Origin of the sequence: Desulfovibrio desulfuricans (genome assembly GCF_004801255.1) — a bacterium.
Classification (GTDB): domain Bacteria; phylum Desulfobacterota; class Desulfovibrionia; order Desulfovibrionales; family Desulfovibrionaceae; genus Desulfovibrio; species Desulfovibrio desulfuricans_C.
In genome coordinates this window covers 2,201,549-2,217,314 of sequence record NZ_CP036295.1, presented here as the reverse complement: position 1 = coordinate 2,217,314, position 15,766 = coordinate 2,201,549, and the positions used below count along the sequence as shown (strand labels likewise).

Here is a 15,766-nt window from a genome sequence, read left to right as displayed (position 1 = left end):
CAACGGCAGTTTGCAGCCATCGGGCGGGACCGTAATGCCCCTGCCGCGAGGTGACAATCTATTTCTTTTTTCTTGTTACCGTAACTTCTTCTGTAACGGGGTTCAAGAGAGTCATGCCCTCCGGCAGCTTAAAGCGCAGGGGCACCTTGACGCTCTCACCAGGCGGAATATCGGGGGTGATGAGCGAAACGTCCATCTCGCCCAGATAATGGCTGTTTTTGGCCAGTGCGTCGGGCACCTCTACCAGAACTGCGATTTCATCGGGCTCCACGGTAAAGAAGGGCCTGTTTTCCTTGGCGAGCTCAACCTTGCAGCGGCGCGACACCACTGTTCTGCCGCTGGTGATGGTGTACTGCACCTTGACCGAAGGCGGGTTGGCCGTGACCATGCCCGGAGTGTCCAGGGTGATGGTCTGGTGCACGGTTGTGCCTGCGGCCTTGGGGTCAAGCATGATGGTCAGGGGCACGCTTGATATGGCCGTAACGACAGACTCCGGCCCGCGCAACGCCACCGTAGCCGGGGTCACGCTGACGTTTTCCACGGTCAGGGCGCCGCCGCGCAGGGGCGAATCGACCACGGCCCGCACGGGTACGCTGCGCTCCTGAAGGTTGTCGGCCTTGACCACAATACGGGGCGGTTGCACGTCGATGAGTTCAAACGCTCGAAACCCCGCCCCCAGATGCTCTGCCGACAGGGGCACGACCGTGGTGCCTTTTTTGATGGTAGACAGGTCGACGGCCTGAATGATCTTGCGCTGCGTAACCGAGCGCAGCAGGGTTTCCGGCCCGCGCAGGCGCACAACAGCCTTGTTGATGAGACCGTCCGTCACCACCAGATTGGCGGGAATGCCAAAATAATCCAGGTTTACTTCGATCTGCGCTTCCAGCCGGTCGCGCACGCTGACCATGTACCACATGCTCACGGCTATGAACACCGCCAGCAGCATGGAAAGCAGATGCGGCGGGCGGCGAGAGGGATCAGAGGATTTCATCAAGCACCTGCCTGAGACGTGCAGCGTCAAGGGCCCGCATAAGCTCGCCCTTGAGCGCCAGGGAAATTTCGCCCCGTTCTTCAGAAACAACAATCACCACGGCGTCGCTTTCACGGGCAATGCCCAGGGCCGCGCGATGCCGTGTGCCAAAATTCTGCCCTTTTGCTTCCGCCAGGGGCAGTATGCAGGCGGCAGCGGTTATTCTGCCTCGGCTGATAACCACCGCGCCGTCGTGCAGAGGAGCCTTGGGGTAAAAGATATTCATGAGCAGCTGACGCGACAGTTGCGCGTCAACGCGAACACCCTCGCGTTTGATCATGTCGCCAAGGCGCATGCTGCGTTCGATAACAATCAGCGCGCCCACACGCAGGCGGGCCATCTCGACGCAGGCGGTCACCACTTCTTCCACGCCGACGTTTTTGAGCTTGGAACGTCGAAATATCGGGCGTGCGCCCATCTCGCCCAGGGCCTGACGGATGTCGGCCTGAAAGATAACCACAATGAGGATGAACAGTGAGCTAAAGATGTGCTGCAGCAGCCATGTGAGGGTGTAGAGCCCCAGGGCGTTTGAAAAAAAGTACAGCAGCGTCAGCAGGCCCAGCCCCGTAAGGACTGTCAGCGCCCGCGAACCGCGCAACATCTGGATGACCTGGTACAGCAGGATGCTGACCACGGCGATGTCCATAATGTCGCGCCAGTCTATGGCAATATGGTCAAACACGGTGTGTTCCTTGCAGCAATGTGTATCGGGCAACCGCAGCGCACAGTCTGGGGTGTCACTGCAACATGCCAGCGCAGGGCAACATGCATGCGTAGTGATGCGCAGCGATGTTCTCCATTTGTCAGGCGGCGGCTCGGGCGAGCATCCCGTGCGGAGCAGAGCCGCGTTTAGCGGGTCCGTCTGCCTCAGCCGTTTTTTGCGCGTTCCTTTTCCTGGTACATGGCGGCGTCCGCACAGGAGAGCAGGGCGTCCGCTGTTTGGGCATCGTCAGGGTATACGGCCCGTCCCATGCTGAACGTAATGGGGCCGGGAATCTTCTGCGAGGGCAACCCATTGGCAAGAGCCTTGCGCATGCAGTCAAAGGCGACCTCGTCGCGTTGCGAAACCGGGGGGCCGCTGAGCAGAAGTATAAACTCGTCGCCCCCGATGCGCCCCAATACATGGGTCAGATGGGCGTGCGCGCGCACGACCTCTGTGAAGAGTTGCAATACTCGGTCACCGGCCTCATGTCCATAGGTGTCATTGATGGCTTTAAAATTATTTAAGTCAATGTAATATAATACGAATTTACTTTTTGCCGCAGAGGTTATACGGCGCTGCAGCTCGTCAAACAGTCCTCGCCTGTTAAGCGCCCCTGTAAGGGGGTCACGATAGGCGATTGCTTCAAGATAGGTGCGGATGCCGGTGAGGTCATGGTTTCGCTGCACAAGACCAGAGAGAAACAGGCTCAGAAGTATGCTCAGGGCCACATAAAGCCATGTCTCAAGCGAGGTGTACCAAGCCTCGTTTGAAGCAACACGGATGAACCATCTGGCGTTGAGGATGTTTATCGGCACTTCGATGCTGACAGGCCCGCTTTCTGACTCGATGTTGCCGGCGATCAGGCGCTTTTTGTCGGGTTGGGTGCAGGCGCGCCACAGACCAAAGGCCATGTTCATGTTGCCGAGCAAATAGAGGTCGGAGGCGGCCAGCACCTCGGGAAAGCGCAAAAAAATGGCGGCCGTGCCCCAGTATCTGGCGTGGCCCTGCCCATCGTTGAGATACAGGGACAAGCGCCCCACAAGGGCTGACCCCCCGTCCGGCAGGGTTACCGGACCGGCCAGGGTAAGCCGGGGCGCGTGGCGCGCCTTGACGGCCTCGTTGCTGCCAAGGCTGTCGGAAAGCATGTCCTGTCCCACAAGCATGCTGTTTGCCGGGTCGCAGGGAAACACCGCATTGATGATGCCGTCGGGGGCCAGCGCAAAGGCCTGAACGATGCTGTCGTCGCGCAGGGCGGCAGCCACGCGCTCAAATTCCACAACATGGCCGTCAGGGTCCACGGCAAGAGCGCCGAGCGTTTCAACCTTGTAGACAAGGCGGTGCAGATCGTTGTGCAGAGCATCGCGCTGCGCTCGGGCGATGCTTTCAAGCTTGACCCGTTCGACCTGCTGTTTGCGGTCGACCAAAACCCAAGTCAATAGTAGGTTTACTGTCAGCGTCAACAGCAAGATGCCGAAAAAAGGGCGAGTTGTAAAAAAACGCACCATTCAGACAGGCTCGCTAGGTTGACGGTTGATATTCAGCAGGCCCGCAACGCCATGGCCACAGTCATGGCCTGGCGGGCGGCCGCCACATCATGCACCCTATGCCAGTAAATACCCTTTTCGCGCAGTATGGCGGTGGCGGTGGCGGTGGCCAGACCCCGCTGCTGCGGCGGCAGGCCCAGAAGGCCGCCAAAAACGGATTTCATGGAAAGCGCCATAAGCACGGGCCGCCCAAGGGAGAGCCAGTCTTGGGGATGTGCCAGCAGGGCAAGGTTGTGCTCAAGCGTTTTGCCAAAGCCTATGCCGGGGTCAAGAATTATGCGGTTTTCCGGCAGCCCGGCTCGCACCAGGCGCGACATCTCGCGCTCAAAAAACTGCAGCACCTCGCGGCGCACATCGGTGTACTGCGGGTTGTGCTGCATGGTTTGCGGTCGCCCCTGACTGTGCATGAGCACATAACCGGGTTTGTACTGCACGAGCACGTCCAGCAGCGCCGGGTCAAAGGCGCAGGCGGAAATATCGTTGATGATGGCCGCCCCCATGTTCAGCACGGTTGCTGCGGTGGCTGCATGATAGGTGTCGACGGAGACCACGGCTCCGGGAGCGGCGCGACGCAACCCGGCGAGGATCGGCAGCAGACGTTCCGTTTCCTGCTGGGGCGGCAGCTCGGCGGCGCCTGGGCGGGACGATTCCGCCCCAAGGTCAAGAATGTCCGCTCCCTGATCAAGCAGGGACAGGGCATGGCTGATGCCGGGCAAGGGGCCGTTGTGGCGGCCGCCGTCATAAAAGGAGTCGGGCGTCAGGTTTACTATGCCCATAACGCCAAAGGGGGAGGGCGTCTTTAACGCCCGCCCCCCAAGAATATGCCAGCCTGCGCTCCCGCAAGGAGAGACGTGGCAATTGCTATCGGTCATTTTCGTTACTGCTGTTCCGGCCAGTTTCTGTTGAACCGGCAGTAGAGTCAGAAGCTGCGCCGTCGGGTTGCTTTTCCACCTGAGCGTCGGTGTCGGGCTCAATGACAAAGTCCGCTCCGGGTTTGGCGGTTTTGGAGGCCTTGGCGTTGGTGGTCGCTGGCTTTCCGTTGCTGTCCATGGGGGGCAGCTCCTGGTTGTTCATCAGCAGCTCAAGGTCATTGCCCGTGATGGTCTCGCGGTCAAGCAGGGCCTTGGCAATGCGGTGCAGGGCGTCAAGGTTTTCCTCAAGCAGCTTGCGGCAGCGGCTGTGCGCGTCTTCCACAATGCGCTTTACTTCCGAGTCGACCAGACGGGCGGTGTCTTCGCTGAAGTTTTTATTCTGCACCCACTCGCGGCCGATAAATACTTCTTCACCGGTTTCGCCGATGGCAAGCGTGCCCACGGCTTCGCTCATGCCCCATTCGCACACCATCTTGCGGGCCATGCGGGTGACACGCTCGATGTCGTTGGAAGCGCCGGTGGTTATGTCTTCAAAAATGATTTCTTCCGCCACGCGACCGCCCAGCAGCACCACAAGGTTGTTGCGCAGGAACGTGCGGGAGTAGCCGTGGCGGTCTTCTTCCGGCAGCTGCATGGTAACGCCCAGGGCACGGCCACGCGGGATGATGGTGACCTTGTGCACAGGGTCTGAGCCGGGCAACAGGCGGGCCGCAAGAGCGTGGCCGCCTTCATGGTAGGCGGTGATGCGCTTTTCTTCCTCGGAGAGGATAAGACTGCGGCGCTCGCGACCCATGAGAACTTTGTCCTTGGCATACTCGAAGTCGCGCATGTCCAGACGGTCCTGATTGAGCTTGGCGGCCTGAAGGGCAGCCTCGTTGACCAGATTTTCCAGATCCGCGCCGGAGAAGCCCGGTGTACCGCGAGCCAGCACTTCCAGATCCACGTCGCCAGCAAGGGGCGTACGCTTGGTGTGCACTTCAAGGATACGGCGGCGGCCGCGCAGGTCGGGCGTGGGAACCATAACCTGACGGTCAAAGCGGCCAGGGCGCAGCAGGGCAGGGTCAAGAACGTCGGGGCGGTTGGTGGCGGCAATAAGGATAACGCCCTCGTTGCTTTCAAAGCCGTCCATTTCCACCAGCAGCTGGTTCAGAGTCTGCTCGCGTTCGTCATGTCCGCCGCCGAGGCCAGCGCCGCGCTGGCGGCCAACAGCGTCAATTTCGTCAATAAATATGAGGCAGGGAGCGTTTTTTTTGCCCTGCACAAAGAGGTCGCGCACGCGCGAAGCGCCCACGCCCACAAACATTTCAACAAAATCAGAGCCGGAGATGGAAAAGAAGGGAACCCCGGCCTCGCCCGCAACGGCTCGCGCCAGCAGGGTTTTACCCGTGCCGGGAGGGCCCACGAGCAGCACGCCCTTGGGGATGCGCCCGCCAAGACGCGTAAACTTTTTGGGGTTGGAAAGAAATTCCACCACTTCCGACAGTTCGTCCTTGGCTTCGTCAACGCCGGCCACGTCGGCAAAGGTAACGCGGGCGCTGTCCTGATTGAGCAGGCGCGCGCGCGAGCGGCCAAAGCTCATGGCCTTGCCGCCGCCCCCCTGCATCTGGCGCATAAAGAAAATCCACACGCCCACGAGCAGCAGCATGGGAAACCACGAAACCAGCAGGGTCATATACCAGGGTTGCTCTTCAGGCGGTTCGGCCTTTACCTCGACCTTTTTTTCAATAAGGCGGTTTACCAGACCGAGATCCTGCGGTGCATACGATTGCACAGTCTTGCCGTCAGAGGTTCTGCCGGTAAGCGTATGGCCCTGAATGGTCACGGACAAAAGCTGCCCGTTGTCCACCTGACTGAGAAAATCCGAGTAGGGCACCCGCTGGGTTATCCCCTGCGGCTGCTGGAACATATTGAAAAGCATGACCATCGCCAGGACAATTATTGCCCATAGCATCAGGTTGCGACTTATCTGATTCAACACTGCCTCCGTTACGTTTTCCGCGCGCGGGGGCGCACGGCCAGGCCGGATATATGGCCAGCACAGCTACCAAAATACTACCTGCATGCGGGCGGTGTCAAATGTTCGTAAGCATTTGCGGCCCATTGTTGCAGGCGTTTCGGCTGAGCCTGCCTTGTTCAATATAATGCACAAAATGTGATTGGCAATGGAGCAATAACCGTGCAAGAGTCAGTGTTGCCTGTTGGCCCGGCGCAGCCCGCCCCCTGCGGCTTTCAGCGCCCTGCGGCGCCAGGCGGCTGCTCGCGCCCCCTTGCGGGCGGCGGGCTTTTACCCTATGGTGCGCCCATGCGGAGACGTTTCGTCACCGGTGTGGCGCCCGGTCTTCAAAACCGGTGGCAGGCCTTGCGGTCTGTGGTAGGTTCGACCCCTATACGTCTCCGCCATTACATAACAGTATGTTTGCCTGCGGGCATATTTTTTCCCGGCTTGTCCGGGGCTTTTTTTGCCGCGCGCGTCGGCGCTGTTCAGTTAGGGGCCAGCCTGTTGTCAGGCTGGCCCCCTGTTGTTGCTATTTTTCTGATTTTTTCTTGTGGCTTGAGCGCAGGTGCAGGCGCATGGGGGCATGGGTGATGCCAAATATCTTGCGCAGCGCGCGTTCGAGATAGCGGGTATAGCTTTCGGGCACGCGGTCGGCGTCGCTCACAAAGCACACAAAGGTCGGCGGCGCGGTTTCTGCCTGGGTAAGGTAAAAGAACTTGGCCCGCACGCGTTTGACCACGGGGGGCTGGTGCTTGTCGAGCACTTCTTCCATGGCGCGGTTGAGCTTGCCAGTGGGGACGCGCATGCTGCATTCTTCGTGAATCTGCGCCGCCAGAGACAGAATTTTTTTCAGCCCCGTCCCCTTGAGGGCGGAGACGTTCAAAATCGGCACATGCGGGCAGAAGGCCAGCATCTCGGCCACGTTCTTTTTGAGCCTGTCCAGCGATTCGCGGGGGGCCAGGTCGCATTTGTTGATCAGCACCATAAAGGGCGTCTTGCGTGTATTGAGCATGTCCATGAGGCGCTTGTCCTGCTGGCTCACGCCTTCGGCGGCGTCGAGGGTCAGCAGGGTCACGTCGGCCTTGGTGCTCGACTTGATGGCCGAGTTGACGGAGTATTTTTCCACGCTGTCGGTAATCTTGGTGCGGCGTCGGACGCCGGCCGTATCCACAAATACGTAGTCGCGGTCGCCGTGACGAAAGCGCACGTCCACGCTGTCGCGGGTGGTGCCCGCCACGTCGGAAACGATCATGCGCTTCGTGCCCGAAATGGCGTTGATGAGCGATGATTTGCCCGCGTTGGGGCGGCCCAGCATGGCCAGCTTGAGGGTCGGCGGGGCCGGTGGCTCGGTGGAGGTCTTTTCGGGCAGCATTGCTACCAGTTCTTCCACCAGGGCAGTGATGTTGTGCCCGTGCTCGGCGGAGACCGCCAGCAGGGGAAAGCCCAGCGCGTGGAATTCGGCCATGTACTCGTCTTCGCGTTCCACGCCGTCGACCTTGTTGACCACGCAGAGTGTGGGCAGGCCCTTGCGGCGTATATGGGCCGCTAGGTGCTCGTCCAGCGGCAGCAGGCCGTCGCGTCCGTCAACCACAAAGGCTACGGCTGCGGCATTGACAAGAGCCACCTCGGTTTGCGCAAGTATGTCGCGCTCAAAGCCGCGGATGCCCTCGGGGCCTTCCACCACGGCGGCATGGGCGTCAAGGGTGATGCCGCCCGTATCCACAATGCCAAAGACCGGGGTGTCCCTGCGGCGTACTACGCCGTCCATGCGGTCCCGGGTGATGCCGGGCCGGTCATGGGTGATGGCCCGGTTGCTGCGGATAAGCCTGTTGAACAGGGTGGACTTGCCCACATTGGGGCGGCCCACCAGAATGACGCGGGGCAATGTATCTGCCATGGGAATACCTTAGTGTGCGCCTGGGCAGCCCAGGCGAGATTGCGTGCGTGAAGCGGAGTGCGCCGTCATGGGGCCTTGCGCTCCGACAGAAGGAAAGCGCCACGAAGCGCTGTGCTATCTGCGGCGTCTGGCGTGCATCGCCGGGCAAATTGCCCTGGCGGCCAGTGACAGTTGGGTTTTATGACGGCTTTTACTGGCGTAAAAACTTATTAGTAGCACTTTGTTCCGCCAAAGGGAAGGCCCCACACCCGTCCCCGTGCTGCGGGGCGGATGCGGTCGCAACAGGATCGGGCAAGTCGGTCAGCGCATGTTCGCCAACCCAGGACGGCAGGCACGAAAAAATGCGGCCGCATGGCATGGTCACGCGCAGGGCGTGCAGCATCAGGCCTTCCGGTTGCGGATTTTTTTTGTCCGCTCCGCCGGCGCGGGCAGGGGCGGGCAGAGCGTAAGCCCCCCGCGGCACATGGCGGCGCGGCGCGGCCCCGTACTTGGGGTCGCCCAGCACGGGATGCCCCATGGCCGCCAGCTGTACGCGTATCTGGTGCGTGCGGCCTGTCAGCAGGCGCACGAGCAGCAGGCTTTGGCTCTGCGCGACGCGCAGGGGGCGCACCAGGCAGAGGGCCTCGCGGCTGTTGGCCTCGCCCGGCGCGGCAATGCGTACCTTTTCATAGCCCTGGGCGCTGTCCTTGCGCAAAAAATGGCGCAGAAGCTGTGTTTCCTCATAGGGCCAGGCCCCTTGCACCCAGACCACGTATTCCTTGGCCAGCGCGCCTGCGCGCAGCGCCTCCTGAGCCTTGGCCAGCGCCTCGAAAGAGGCCGCCACCAGCAAAACGCCAGAGGTCTCCTTGTCCAGCCGGTGCACGGGCACGGGCCGGAACGGCGCATCGGCAAAATAGGCGGCAAGGCGTGAGCTGAGGCTGTCCTCATGCCCGGTGCCGGGATGCGTGGGCAGCCCCGCAGGCTTGTTGAAGGCCCACAGGTATCCGTCCGTGCCGATCATGGGCGGCAAGGGGGGCGAACCGGCATTGTTTGAGGCGGACTCGTTGATCGGGGCCTGCGGATCGCCTGGTGTGGTGCCTGTTTCCGCCAGTTTAAAGGCAAAGGGAGGCAGGCGGACGATGTCGCCAGCCTGTACGCGAGCAAAGGGTTTGCACCGGCTGCCGTTAATGCGCACCTGACCAGTGCGCACCCAGCGGTGAAGCAGGGTGGGGGGCAGGTTCAGCCGCCTTTGCAGGAACTGTAACAACTTTTGGCCGCTTTCGGTCTCTTGCACCATAGGCTGTTCAAGCACGGCATGGGTGCTTGTTCCTGTGGCAGAGCCGTGGGCCTGCGTAGGGGGAGGGTTATCTTCCGACATGCGAATACTTTGGCGTAAAGCCAGCCGTGCGTCAAGGGCATGGGGCGGCGGCGGGCGCCCCGCGTAGGGGGTGCTGCGTTACAGGTACCGGCTATCGTTCAAGGAAACCCTGGTATTGGTGCGGTTTTCGATCCATGTTTTGATCTGCTGCCGTGTTTTTGTTCTTGTAGTAAGCTTGTGGCGCAGCATGCTTCTGTCCGCCTCCACCATGGCAGCGGCGATGGTGGTCTGCATGTTTTCGGCGCATGCCGAGCCTAAGGCCAGCAGTACAGGGGTGTGCCCCAGGTTTTCGTTATGCTGGTCAAAGCGGCGCATAAGTGTAAACACGATTTCGGCCATGGTCTGCTGGTTGCAGCCGGGCAAGAGCACCGCGTACTCATCGCCGCTCATGCGCGCCACGCAGGCTTCGGAATCAATACCGCCGCGAAGCAGCAGGGCCGCCTGACAGAGCACGGCATTGCCCTCCTCGTGGCCGAGGTGGTCGTTGATCATCTTGAGCCCGTTGATGTCGGCAGCTAGCACCCCCACAGGCCGTACGGCCCGCTGCTCCATGTCATCAACAGCCATGGTAAAAAACGTGCGGCTGCGCAGCCCGGTTAGCGGATCGTTGCGCACAAGGTCTTCAAGGTGCGCCCTGTCGGCCTGGCTGGCGCTGATGTCGGTGTGCAGGCCCACCACGCGGGTGGCCTGGCCGCTGGTATCTCTTTGCGTGACGTTGCCGCGCCCGAGAATCCAGGCCCAGGTACCGTCCGCCCTGCGCATGCGGTAGGTGCATTCAAAGGTGTCGCCGTGCGCAGGCGAGGCGATGATGTCTTTTTGAATGGGCACCACATGCGCGTAGTCTTCGGGGTGGATTTTTTCTTCCCACGATTTCAGGGTCGCCGGAAACGTCTCGGGGGTGTAGCCCAGCATTTCGATGTAGCGGGGGCTGTAATAAACGGCGTTTGTAACTGCGTCCCAGTCCCACAGGCCGTCGCCGGAAGCATTGAGCGCCAGCATGAGGCGGGCATGGTCCTGCGTTGCGTGCGGCGTGGGGAGCTGCAGCATGGAAAACCGTGCTGACGGCAAAAGATTGGCAGATTGCCGTTCAACGGCGCTTATGCAGCCCACCACCCGCTCGGCCCGGCCCAGTCCGTTGCGCGCGAGCGTTACCAGCTGGGTGCGCGCCTCAACGGTTTTGAGCGGAAAGCCCAATTCTACATACGCGCCGATGTGTCCTTCAATAAATGTCTGCAAGGACAGCTGCAGGCACTCCCGTTTTTCCTCCTGGCAGGCGGAAAGAAAGTCCTCCATGCAACGCGGCTGTCTCTCCAGGCCAAGTATGCGCTGCGCCCCCTGGCTGAAGTAGAGCTGATCAGAGCGTACATGCCATTCCCACACGGCATCGTGAGTGTCCAGTTCTATAAGGGGCTGATGCGGAGAAAATGGAAGTATTCGCATGAAAATCCTTGGGGCAGGATTGGGCTTGCAACATAAGCGTTTTATGCGCGGGTGCATGCCTTTGAGTAACAGAATACTCCGGCTCAGAAAAAATAGCTAGCGAGAATTTTATATATAGGGATAGATAAAAACTGGGGCTGATGCGATGAGAATGCGCAAAGCGCACAAAACGGCGCATTGCGCAAAGGGCGACATGGCGGCTTAGTGCTCGTGCGGCTCGTTGCCCAGCGGGTGGGCGTGCATGTGCGCGTGGGCAAAAGAGGGTGCGCAGGCGCTCAGGCGATTGTGCGCGATGGTGAGGTACTGGGTAGAGGTCTGGGCCAGAAAATCCCAGTCGTGCGATATCGTTATGCGGGCGGTATCAAGGCTGCCCAAAATATCAATGATGCGCTGGCGTGCTTCGTTGTCCAGACCGTTTGTGGGTTCGTCAAGCAGCAGGGCCTCTGGCTGCATGGCCATAACGGCCGCCAGCGATACAAGCTTTTTTTCGCCGCCCGAGAGGCGGTGCGTGAGGCGGTTTTCAAAACCCGCAAGACCCAGATTGCGCAGGGTTTCCACGGCGCAGTCCCTGGCGTCGTCGGCGGAAAGGCCGAGGTTCAGGGGGCCGAAGGCCACATCCTCGAGCACGGTGGGAAAAAACAGCTGGTCCTCGGCGTGCTGCAGTACAAAGCCAACCTTGCAGCGCAGGTCGTAAAAATCTTTTTCGTCCCGCAGGGGCGCACCATGAAACAGCACCTGGCCGCTCTGGGGCCGGGCCAGCCCGGTTATGCACCTGAACAGCGTTGTCTTGCCGCTGCCGTTGGGGCCGTAAAGGCCGATGCGCTGACCGGGCTGCAGCGAAAAATCCACATCGCACAGCACCTGACGCACCGCCCCGCTGCGTCCGTAGCTGAAGCAGACGCCCTCAAGGCTGAAAATGGCCGCGTGGTGATGGTGATCAGACATTGAGGCCTCCCAGGCATTCAACTGCGATTATGCCCGCCATGCAGACCAGCAGGCCCAGGGCAAAAAGGCCGTCGCCCGTTTGCGCCCTAAATGTGGTCACTGACCTGAAATGGCCGGAAAACCCGCGCAGAACCATAGCCTCGCGCACGCGCAGCGAGCGCTCGTAACTGCGCACCAGTAAAAGGCCAAGCAGGGATGCAAGGGTGCGGTAGGTGTGCATGTCGGTGCGCGAGCGAAAGCCGCGCAGGCGTGCCGCCACAAGCAGCGTGCGCCACTCCTGGGCGATGACGTACACGTATCGGGCCGTGAATAGAAACAGAAAGACAAGCTTGGGGGGGCAGTGCAGCCTCTCAAGGGCATGCCCGGCAGTGGGGGCGTTCATGGTGGCGACCAGCGCCAAAAACGCGCAGGCGATGGCATTGGATTTTATGCTCACCAGCAGGGCAAGCCGCACGCCCTCGGCGCTTACGGCAACAAAACCCCACTGCGCCAAAGGCGTGCCCGGCGTGGTCAGCGGGGTGACGCACCACAAAAAAAGCACAAAAATATTAATGGCCCCCAGGCGCTGCAGCAAGGGGCGAAGCGGAGGATTGGCCGCAGCCAGCAGGGTCAGCCCCAGGGCCAGACCAAAACAGCAGGCGGCAATGGTGTGCAGCAGCGATATGCAAAGGGCAAGCCCCCCTGCGCAGGCCATGCGGACGCGGGGGTCAATGCGCTGAATGAGCGAGGGGCGTACAAAGGGCTGGTCAAACACTCCAAGCATTTACCCCCGACGTCCCTTGAAGTAAAGGGCAACGCCCGCCAGTCCCACCAGCCAGCCGATGCCGCCAAAAATTTCGGTAAACCCGGGGCGCGCCACGCGCATTTCGGCAAGTTCCCTGCGGATAGGGCCAAGCTTGGCGTCCAGCGACGCGTTGACGATATTTTGCACCTCTGCGGCACTGAGGCCCGCAGCTGCCGTGCCCGCAGCCTGCGCCCCGGTCTGGGGTTTGCCTGCAGGACTCGCCTGCGTTGGGGAGGGGGCTGCTGCCGAGGTCGTGGCCGTGGCGGCTGCAGGTTGCGCCGATGCCTGCACAGCGGTCAGTTCTGCCGCCTCCATGGTCCATTCGTTCTGGTGGCCTTCGCCCGCCTTGACGACAAGCCGCAAACCGTGAGCCTTGCCCTCGGCGGGGATGGGAAAACGGAAACCGCCCCCGTCGTCGGTTTTGCCCTCAAGCAGCTTTGCGCCTGTGGCTGCGTCATAGACGGCAATCTGTCCCTGCTTGACCTTGTTGCCGCCGTTAAAACCGCATTCGGCAATAATTTGGTCGCCTTCTGTCCATGCAAAAATATTGACCCTGTGGGCAAAAGCCCTGTCGGCCGTTGCGAGGGTAAAAATCATGACGAGTACGGGCAGCAGCGCAAATAACGCGCATTTTGACGCCGTGCGGATGCAGATACGATGCATGTAAACTCCTAACCGTCTCAAGCTGCGGTGAGGTGCAGCATTTCCGGGCGTACCCTGGCGATGAAACCCACGGTAATCATGGTAATAAGCCCCTCGGCCAGCATGATGGGCAGATGGGCCAAAAACAGCAGCCGCGCAGCTGTGGCAAAGCCTTCTTCGCTAAAGGCCAGAGCACAGGCTGTAAGCAGGCCCGCGCCCATGACGCCCAACGCGCCGCCGCAGAAGGCGGCGACCTTTTGCCCTGTGGGGGAGGGCCAGGCCCGGTTCAGGCCCCGGTATATGCAGCCCGCTACCACGCCCGAAAAGGCCATGGTGAACGTGTTGACGCCCAGCACCACAAGCCCGCCAAACTGGAACAGCAGCGCCTGCAGGGCCAGCGCCGCAAGTATGGCCGGAAAGGCCGCCCAGCCAAGCAGCACTCCCAACAGGCCGTTAAGGATAAGATGGGCGCTGGCCAGGCCTATGGGAACATGGATAAGCGAGCCGACAAAAAAGGCCGCAGCCAGAATGGCCACCGTCATCAGTCGGTCGTAATCGAGCTTTTTCAACCCGATAGCTGTTCCGGCGGCGGTAAGGGCGTACCCGGTTGCAAGTACGGCGGGAGAAAGAACGCCTTCGGCGATGTGCATGGTCAGTCCTTTGTTTGGTCTGTCCGCTAGCGCAGAGGCCGAACCGGAAAGGGGCAGATTCCGGTTCGGCCGTGATCAGCCTTTTCAGGCATGATGTTTACTTGGTTTTGGGAGCGGCAAAATTCACCCACATCACGGCGCCAAGTTCCACTTCCTTGGCTTCGCCCTTGTATTCCATCTTTTCAGCGGAGGTGCTCAGGGCTGCAAAGCCCCACCACCCGGCCCAGGGAATACCAACGGTAAAGATGCCGTTTTCGTCAGCCTTGACGACCTGGGTTACAAAAAATTCGTTGGGGGCGGTATGGGCCTTGCCCTTGTTGTAGCATTCGACTTCCACGTCCGCGCCAGCAACAGGCTTGCCGTCAAGCAGCACGCGACCGCGAAAAACATTGCCGGCATAGTTGGCAAAGGGGCGGGTAAGGGGCACGATTTCCGTTTTCAGGCCAAGGGGGGCGTCCCATCCTTCTTCTTCACCAAAGGCGGCCACCACGGTCTTGGTGTAGTGGACAATGAACTTGTCTTCCGCCGGTTCAAAGTAGGGCGCGGGCTCCACGGCAAACTGGTACACGCCGGGCTTTTTGATGCTAAAGGTGGTTTGCCATGCCTTGTGGCCCAAAATTGTGGCGGGTTTGAGCGCGGGCTTGAGGTCCTCGGTCTTGCCGTCATGGGTTACCGTAGCCGCGGCAGGGGCGGCCATATCCATGCCCTGCATTTCCATGGGATGGGCAAAGGAAATCTCCAGCTGTACGTTGGCGTCCTTTTTGTCCGTAACCGTGGGCGTGGACGGAATAACCATGCCGAAGTGGGCCTGGGCCGGTGTCGTCAGCACAAGCAGCAAGGCAAGGCTGGCGCAGCAAGATTTCCACATAAAAAGTTTCCTGTTGTTGAGGTGGAGGGGTTGCCGCAATGTCATGACGTGCTGGTTGTGTAGTAACAAAAAAAATAAAAAGGTAGCAAGTTGTTTTTTCGGGACGCCGGGTCATTCTTGCGCTTCATCTGCAAGCTGGGTACGATATCCCGGTGAGATGACAGCCCTCGCCTGCCGGGTCCGACAGACAGCAGGATGTTTTGTTTTGGTTTGCTGAGCGCGCGCAGCTTCCCCCTGGCGTTCAGAGCGCCCGCCAACTGGCGGGCGCGGGATGTGCCCCCGGCCCCGAGTTATGCTTGGGTGTATTGAGTGCACGGCATTTAAGCATTGGGAGACAGTATGAAGCGTTGCGTTGCCATACAGCATGTGGCTTTTGAAAATCTGGGCGTGTTTGCGCAGCCCATCGAAGAGGCGGGGTTCGCCATCAGCTATGTGCAGGCCGGGGTTGTGCCCCTGACGCACGAGCTGTGGAAGGACGCTGATCTGGCGGTTGTTCTGGGCGGCCCCATCGGCGTGTATCAGGACGATCTGTATCCCTTCCTTACTGAAGAAAAAGCGCTTGTGGCTGGCAGGCTTGCCTCTGGGCGGCCCCTGTTGGGCATTTGCCTCGGGGCGCAGCTCATGGCCAGCGCCCTGGATGCCGACGTGTACCCCGGTGCAGCCAAGGAAATTGGCTGGGGACGGGTTGAGCTGACCCCTGCGGGCGTCAGCGGCCCCCTGGCGGAGCTTGCCGGCGCGCCCGTACTGCACTGGCACGGCGATACCTTTGACCTGCCGCGCGGTTGCGATTTGCTGGCCTCGACGGCCATAACGCCGCATCAGGCTTTTCGTCCCGGGCCGGGACAGCTTGCCCTGCAGTTTCATGCCGAAATGGACGCGGTCTTTATGGAAACCTGGCTTGTGGGCCATTGCTGCGAGCTTGGCGTTAACGGGTTTGATCCGCGCGCCATCAGGGAGGACGCCAAAAAACTGGGGACGCAGGCGCGTGTCGCCGGGCAGTCCTTTATGCGGCGCTGGCTTGCGGAAGAGGTTCGCTAA

At 60.7% G+C, this 15,766-nt stretch carries 14 protein-coding genes and 1 tRNA gene; 2 read left to right on the top strand and 13 right to left on the bottom strand.

Features of this window, described 5'->3' with window-relative positions; all coding sequences use genetic code 11:
- Positions 1–58 precede the first annotated feature (58 nt).
- From DDIC_RS09345 to ftsH, 5 genes are all read right to left on the bottom strand, one after another.
- Entirely contained in the window at positions 59–991 is a 933-nt protein-coding gene (locus DDIC_RS09345; RefSeq protein ID WP_136400186.1) for a CdaR family protein, read from the bottom strand.
- Positions 978–1,712, bottom strand: coding sequence for a diadenylate cyclase CdaA (gene cdaA, locus DDIC_RS09340; RefSeq protein WP_136400185.1), 735 nt, complete (start codon positions 1,710–1,712; stop codon positions 978–980). Before cdaA ends, DDIC_RS09345 begins: the two co-directional genes overlap by 14 nt.
- 185 nt (positions 1,713–1,897) lie before the next feature.
- Entirely contained in the window at positions 1,898–3,157 is a 1,260-nt protein-coding gene (locus DDIC_RS09335; RefSeq protein WP_168732520.1) for a GGDEF domain-containing protein, read from the bottom strand.
- A gap of 113 nt (positions 3,158–3,270) precedes the next feature.
- Positions 3,271–4,149 carry a dihydropteroate synthase gene (gene folP, locus DDIC_RS09330; RefSeq protein WP_247647441.1) on the bottom strand — a complete coding sequence of 293 codons (879 nt, stop codon included), beginning with the start codon at positions 4,147–4,149 and terminating at the stop codon, positions 3,271–3,273.
- Complete coding sequence (ftsH, locus tag DDIC_RS09325; protein ID WP_136400183.1) at positions 4,139–6,124, bottom strand: ATP-dependent zinc metalloprotease FtsH; 1,986 nt, start codon at positions 6,122–6,124, stop codon at positions 4,139–4,141. The genes folP and ftsH overlap by 11 nt, the downstream gene beginning before the upstream one ends.
- A gap of 331 nt (positions 6,125–6,455) precedes the next feature.
- On the opposite strand from ftsH, the gene DDIC_RS09320 reads away from it, so the two are divergent.
- A tRNA-Sec gene (locus DDIC_RS09320) sits at positions 6,456–6,549 on the top strand.
- 125 nt (positions 6,550–6,674) lie between these two features.
- Here DDIC_RS09320 and der read toward each other — a convergent pair.
- The 8 genes from der to DDIC_RS09280 form a co-directional block, all read right to left on the bottom strand.
- Positions 6,675–8,042, bottom strand: a complete 1,368-nt coding sequence (gene der, locus DDIC_RS09315; RefSeq protein ID WP_136400182.1) for a ribosome biogenesis GTPase Der — start codon at positions 8,040–8,042, stop codon at positions 6,675–6,677.
- Between the two features lie 190 nt (positions 8,043–8,232).
- Positions 8,233–9,399 carry an RluA family pseudouridine synthase gene (locus tag DDIC_RS09310; protein WP_247647440.1) on the bottom strand — a complete coding sequence of 389 codons (1,167 nt, stop codon included), beginning with the start codon at positions 9,397–9,399 and terminating at the stop codon, positions 8,233–8,235.
- 78 nt (positions 9,400–9,477) lie between these two features.
- The gene (locus DDIC_RS09305) at positions 9,478–10,839 is read right to left on the bottom strand and encodes a GGDEF domain-containing protein (RefSeq protein WP_136400181.1); all 1,362 of its coding nucleotides are present in this window, start codon (positions 10,837–10,839) and stop codon (positions 9,478–9,480) included.
- 201 nt (positions 10,840–11,040) lie between these two features.
- Positions 11,041–11,784 (bottom strand): energy-coupling factor ABC transporter ATP-binding protein, encoded by a 744-nt coding sequence (locus DDIC_RS09300; RefSeq protein ID WP_136400180.1) that lies wholly within the window; start codon positions 11,782–11,784, stop codon positions 11,041–11,043.
- Positions 11,777–12,547: a cobalt ECF transporter T component CbiQ gene (gene cbiQ, locus DDIC_RS09295; protein WP_247647439.1), complete on the bottom strand. Its 771-nt coding sequence runs from the start codon at positions 12,545–12,547 to the stop codon at positions 11,777–11,779. Before cbiQ ends, DDIC_RS09300 begins: the two co-directional genes overlap by 8 nt.
- Complete coding sequence (locus DDIC_RS09290) at positions 12,548–13,231, bottom strand: cobalamin biosynthesis protein CbiL (RefSeq protein ID WP_247647438.1); 684 nt, start codon at positions 13,229–13,231, stop codon at positions 12,548–12,550.
- A gap of 17 nt (positions 13,232–13,248) precedes the next feature.
- Entirely contained in the window at positions 13,249–13,860 is a 612-nt protein-coding gene (gene cbiM / locus DDIC_RS09285; RefSeq protein WP_136400179.1) for a cobalt transporter CbiM, read from the bottom strand.
- A gap of 97 nt (positions 13,861–13,957) precedes the next feature.
- Positions 13,958–14,728, bottom strand: coding sequence for a DUF4198 domain-containing protein (locus tag DDIC_RS09280; RefSeq protein ID WP_136400178.1), 771 nt, complete (start codon positions 14,726–14,728; stop codon positions 13,958–13,960).
- 339 nt (positions 14,729–15,067) lie between these two features.
- Here DDIC_RS09280 and DDIC_RS09275 point away from each other — a divergent pair, with 339 nt between their 5' ends.
- Complete coding sequence (locus DDIC_RS09275) at positions 15,068–15,766, top strand: glutamine amidotransferase (RefSeq protein ID WP_136400177.1); 699 nt, start codon at positions 15,068–15,070, stop codon at positions 15,764–15,766.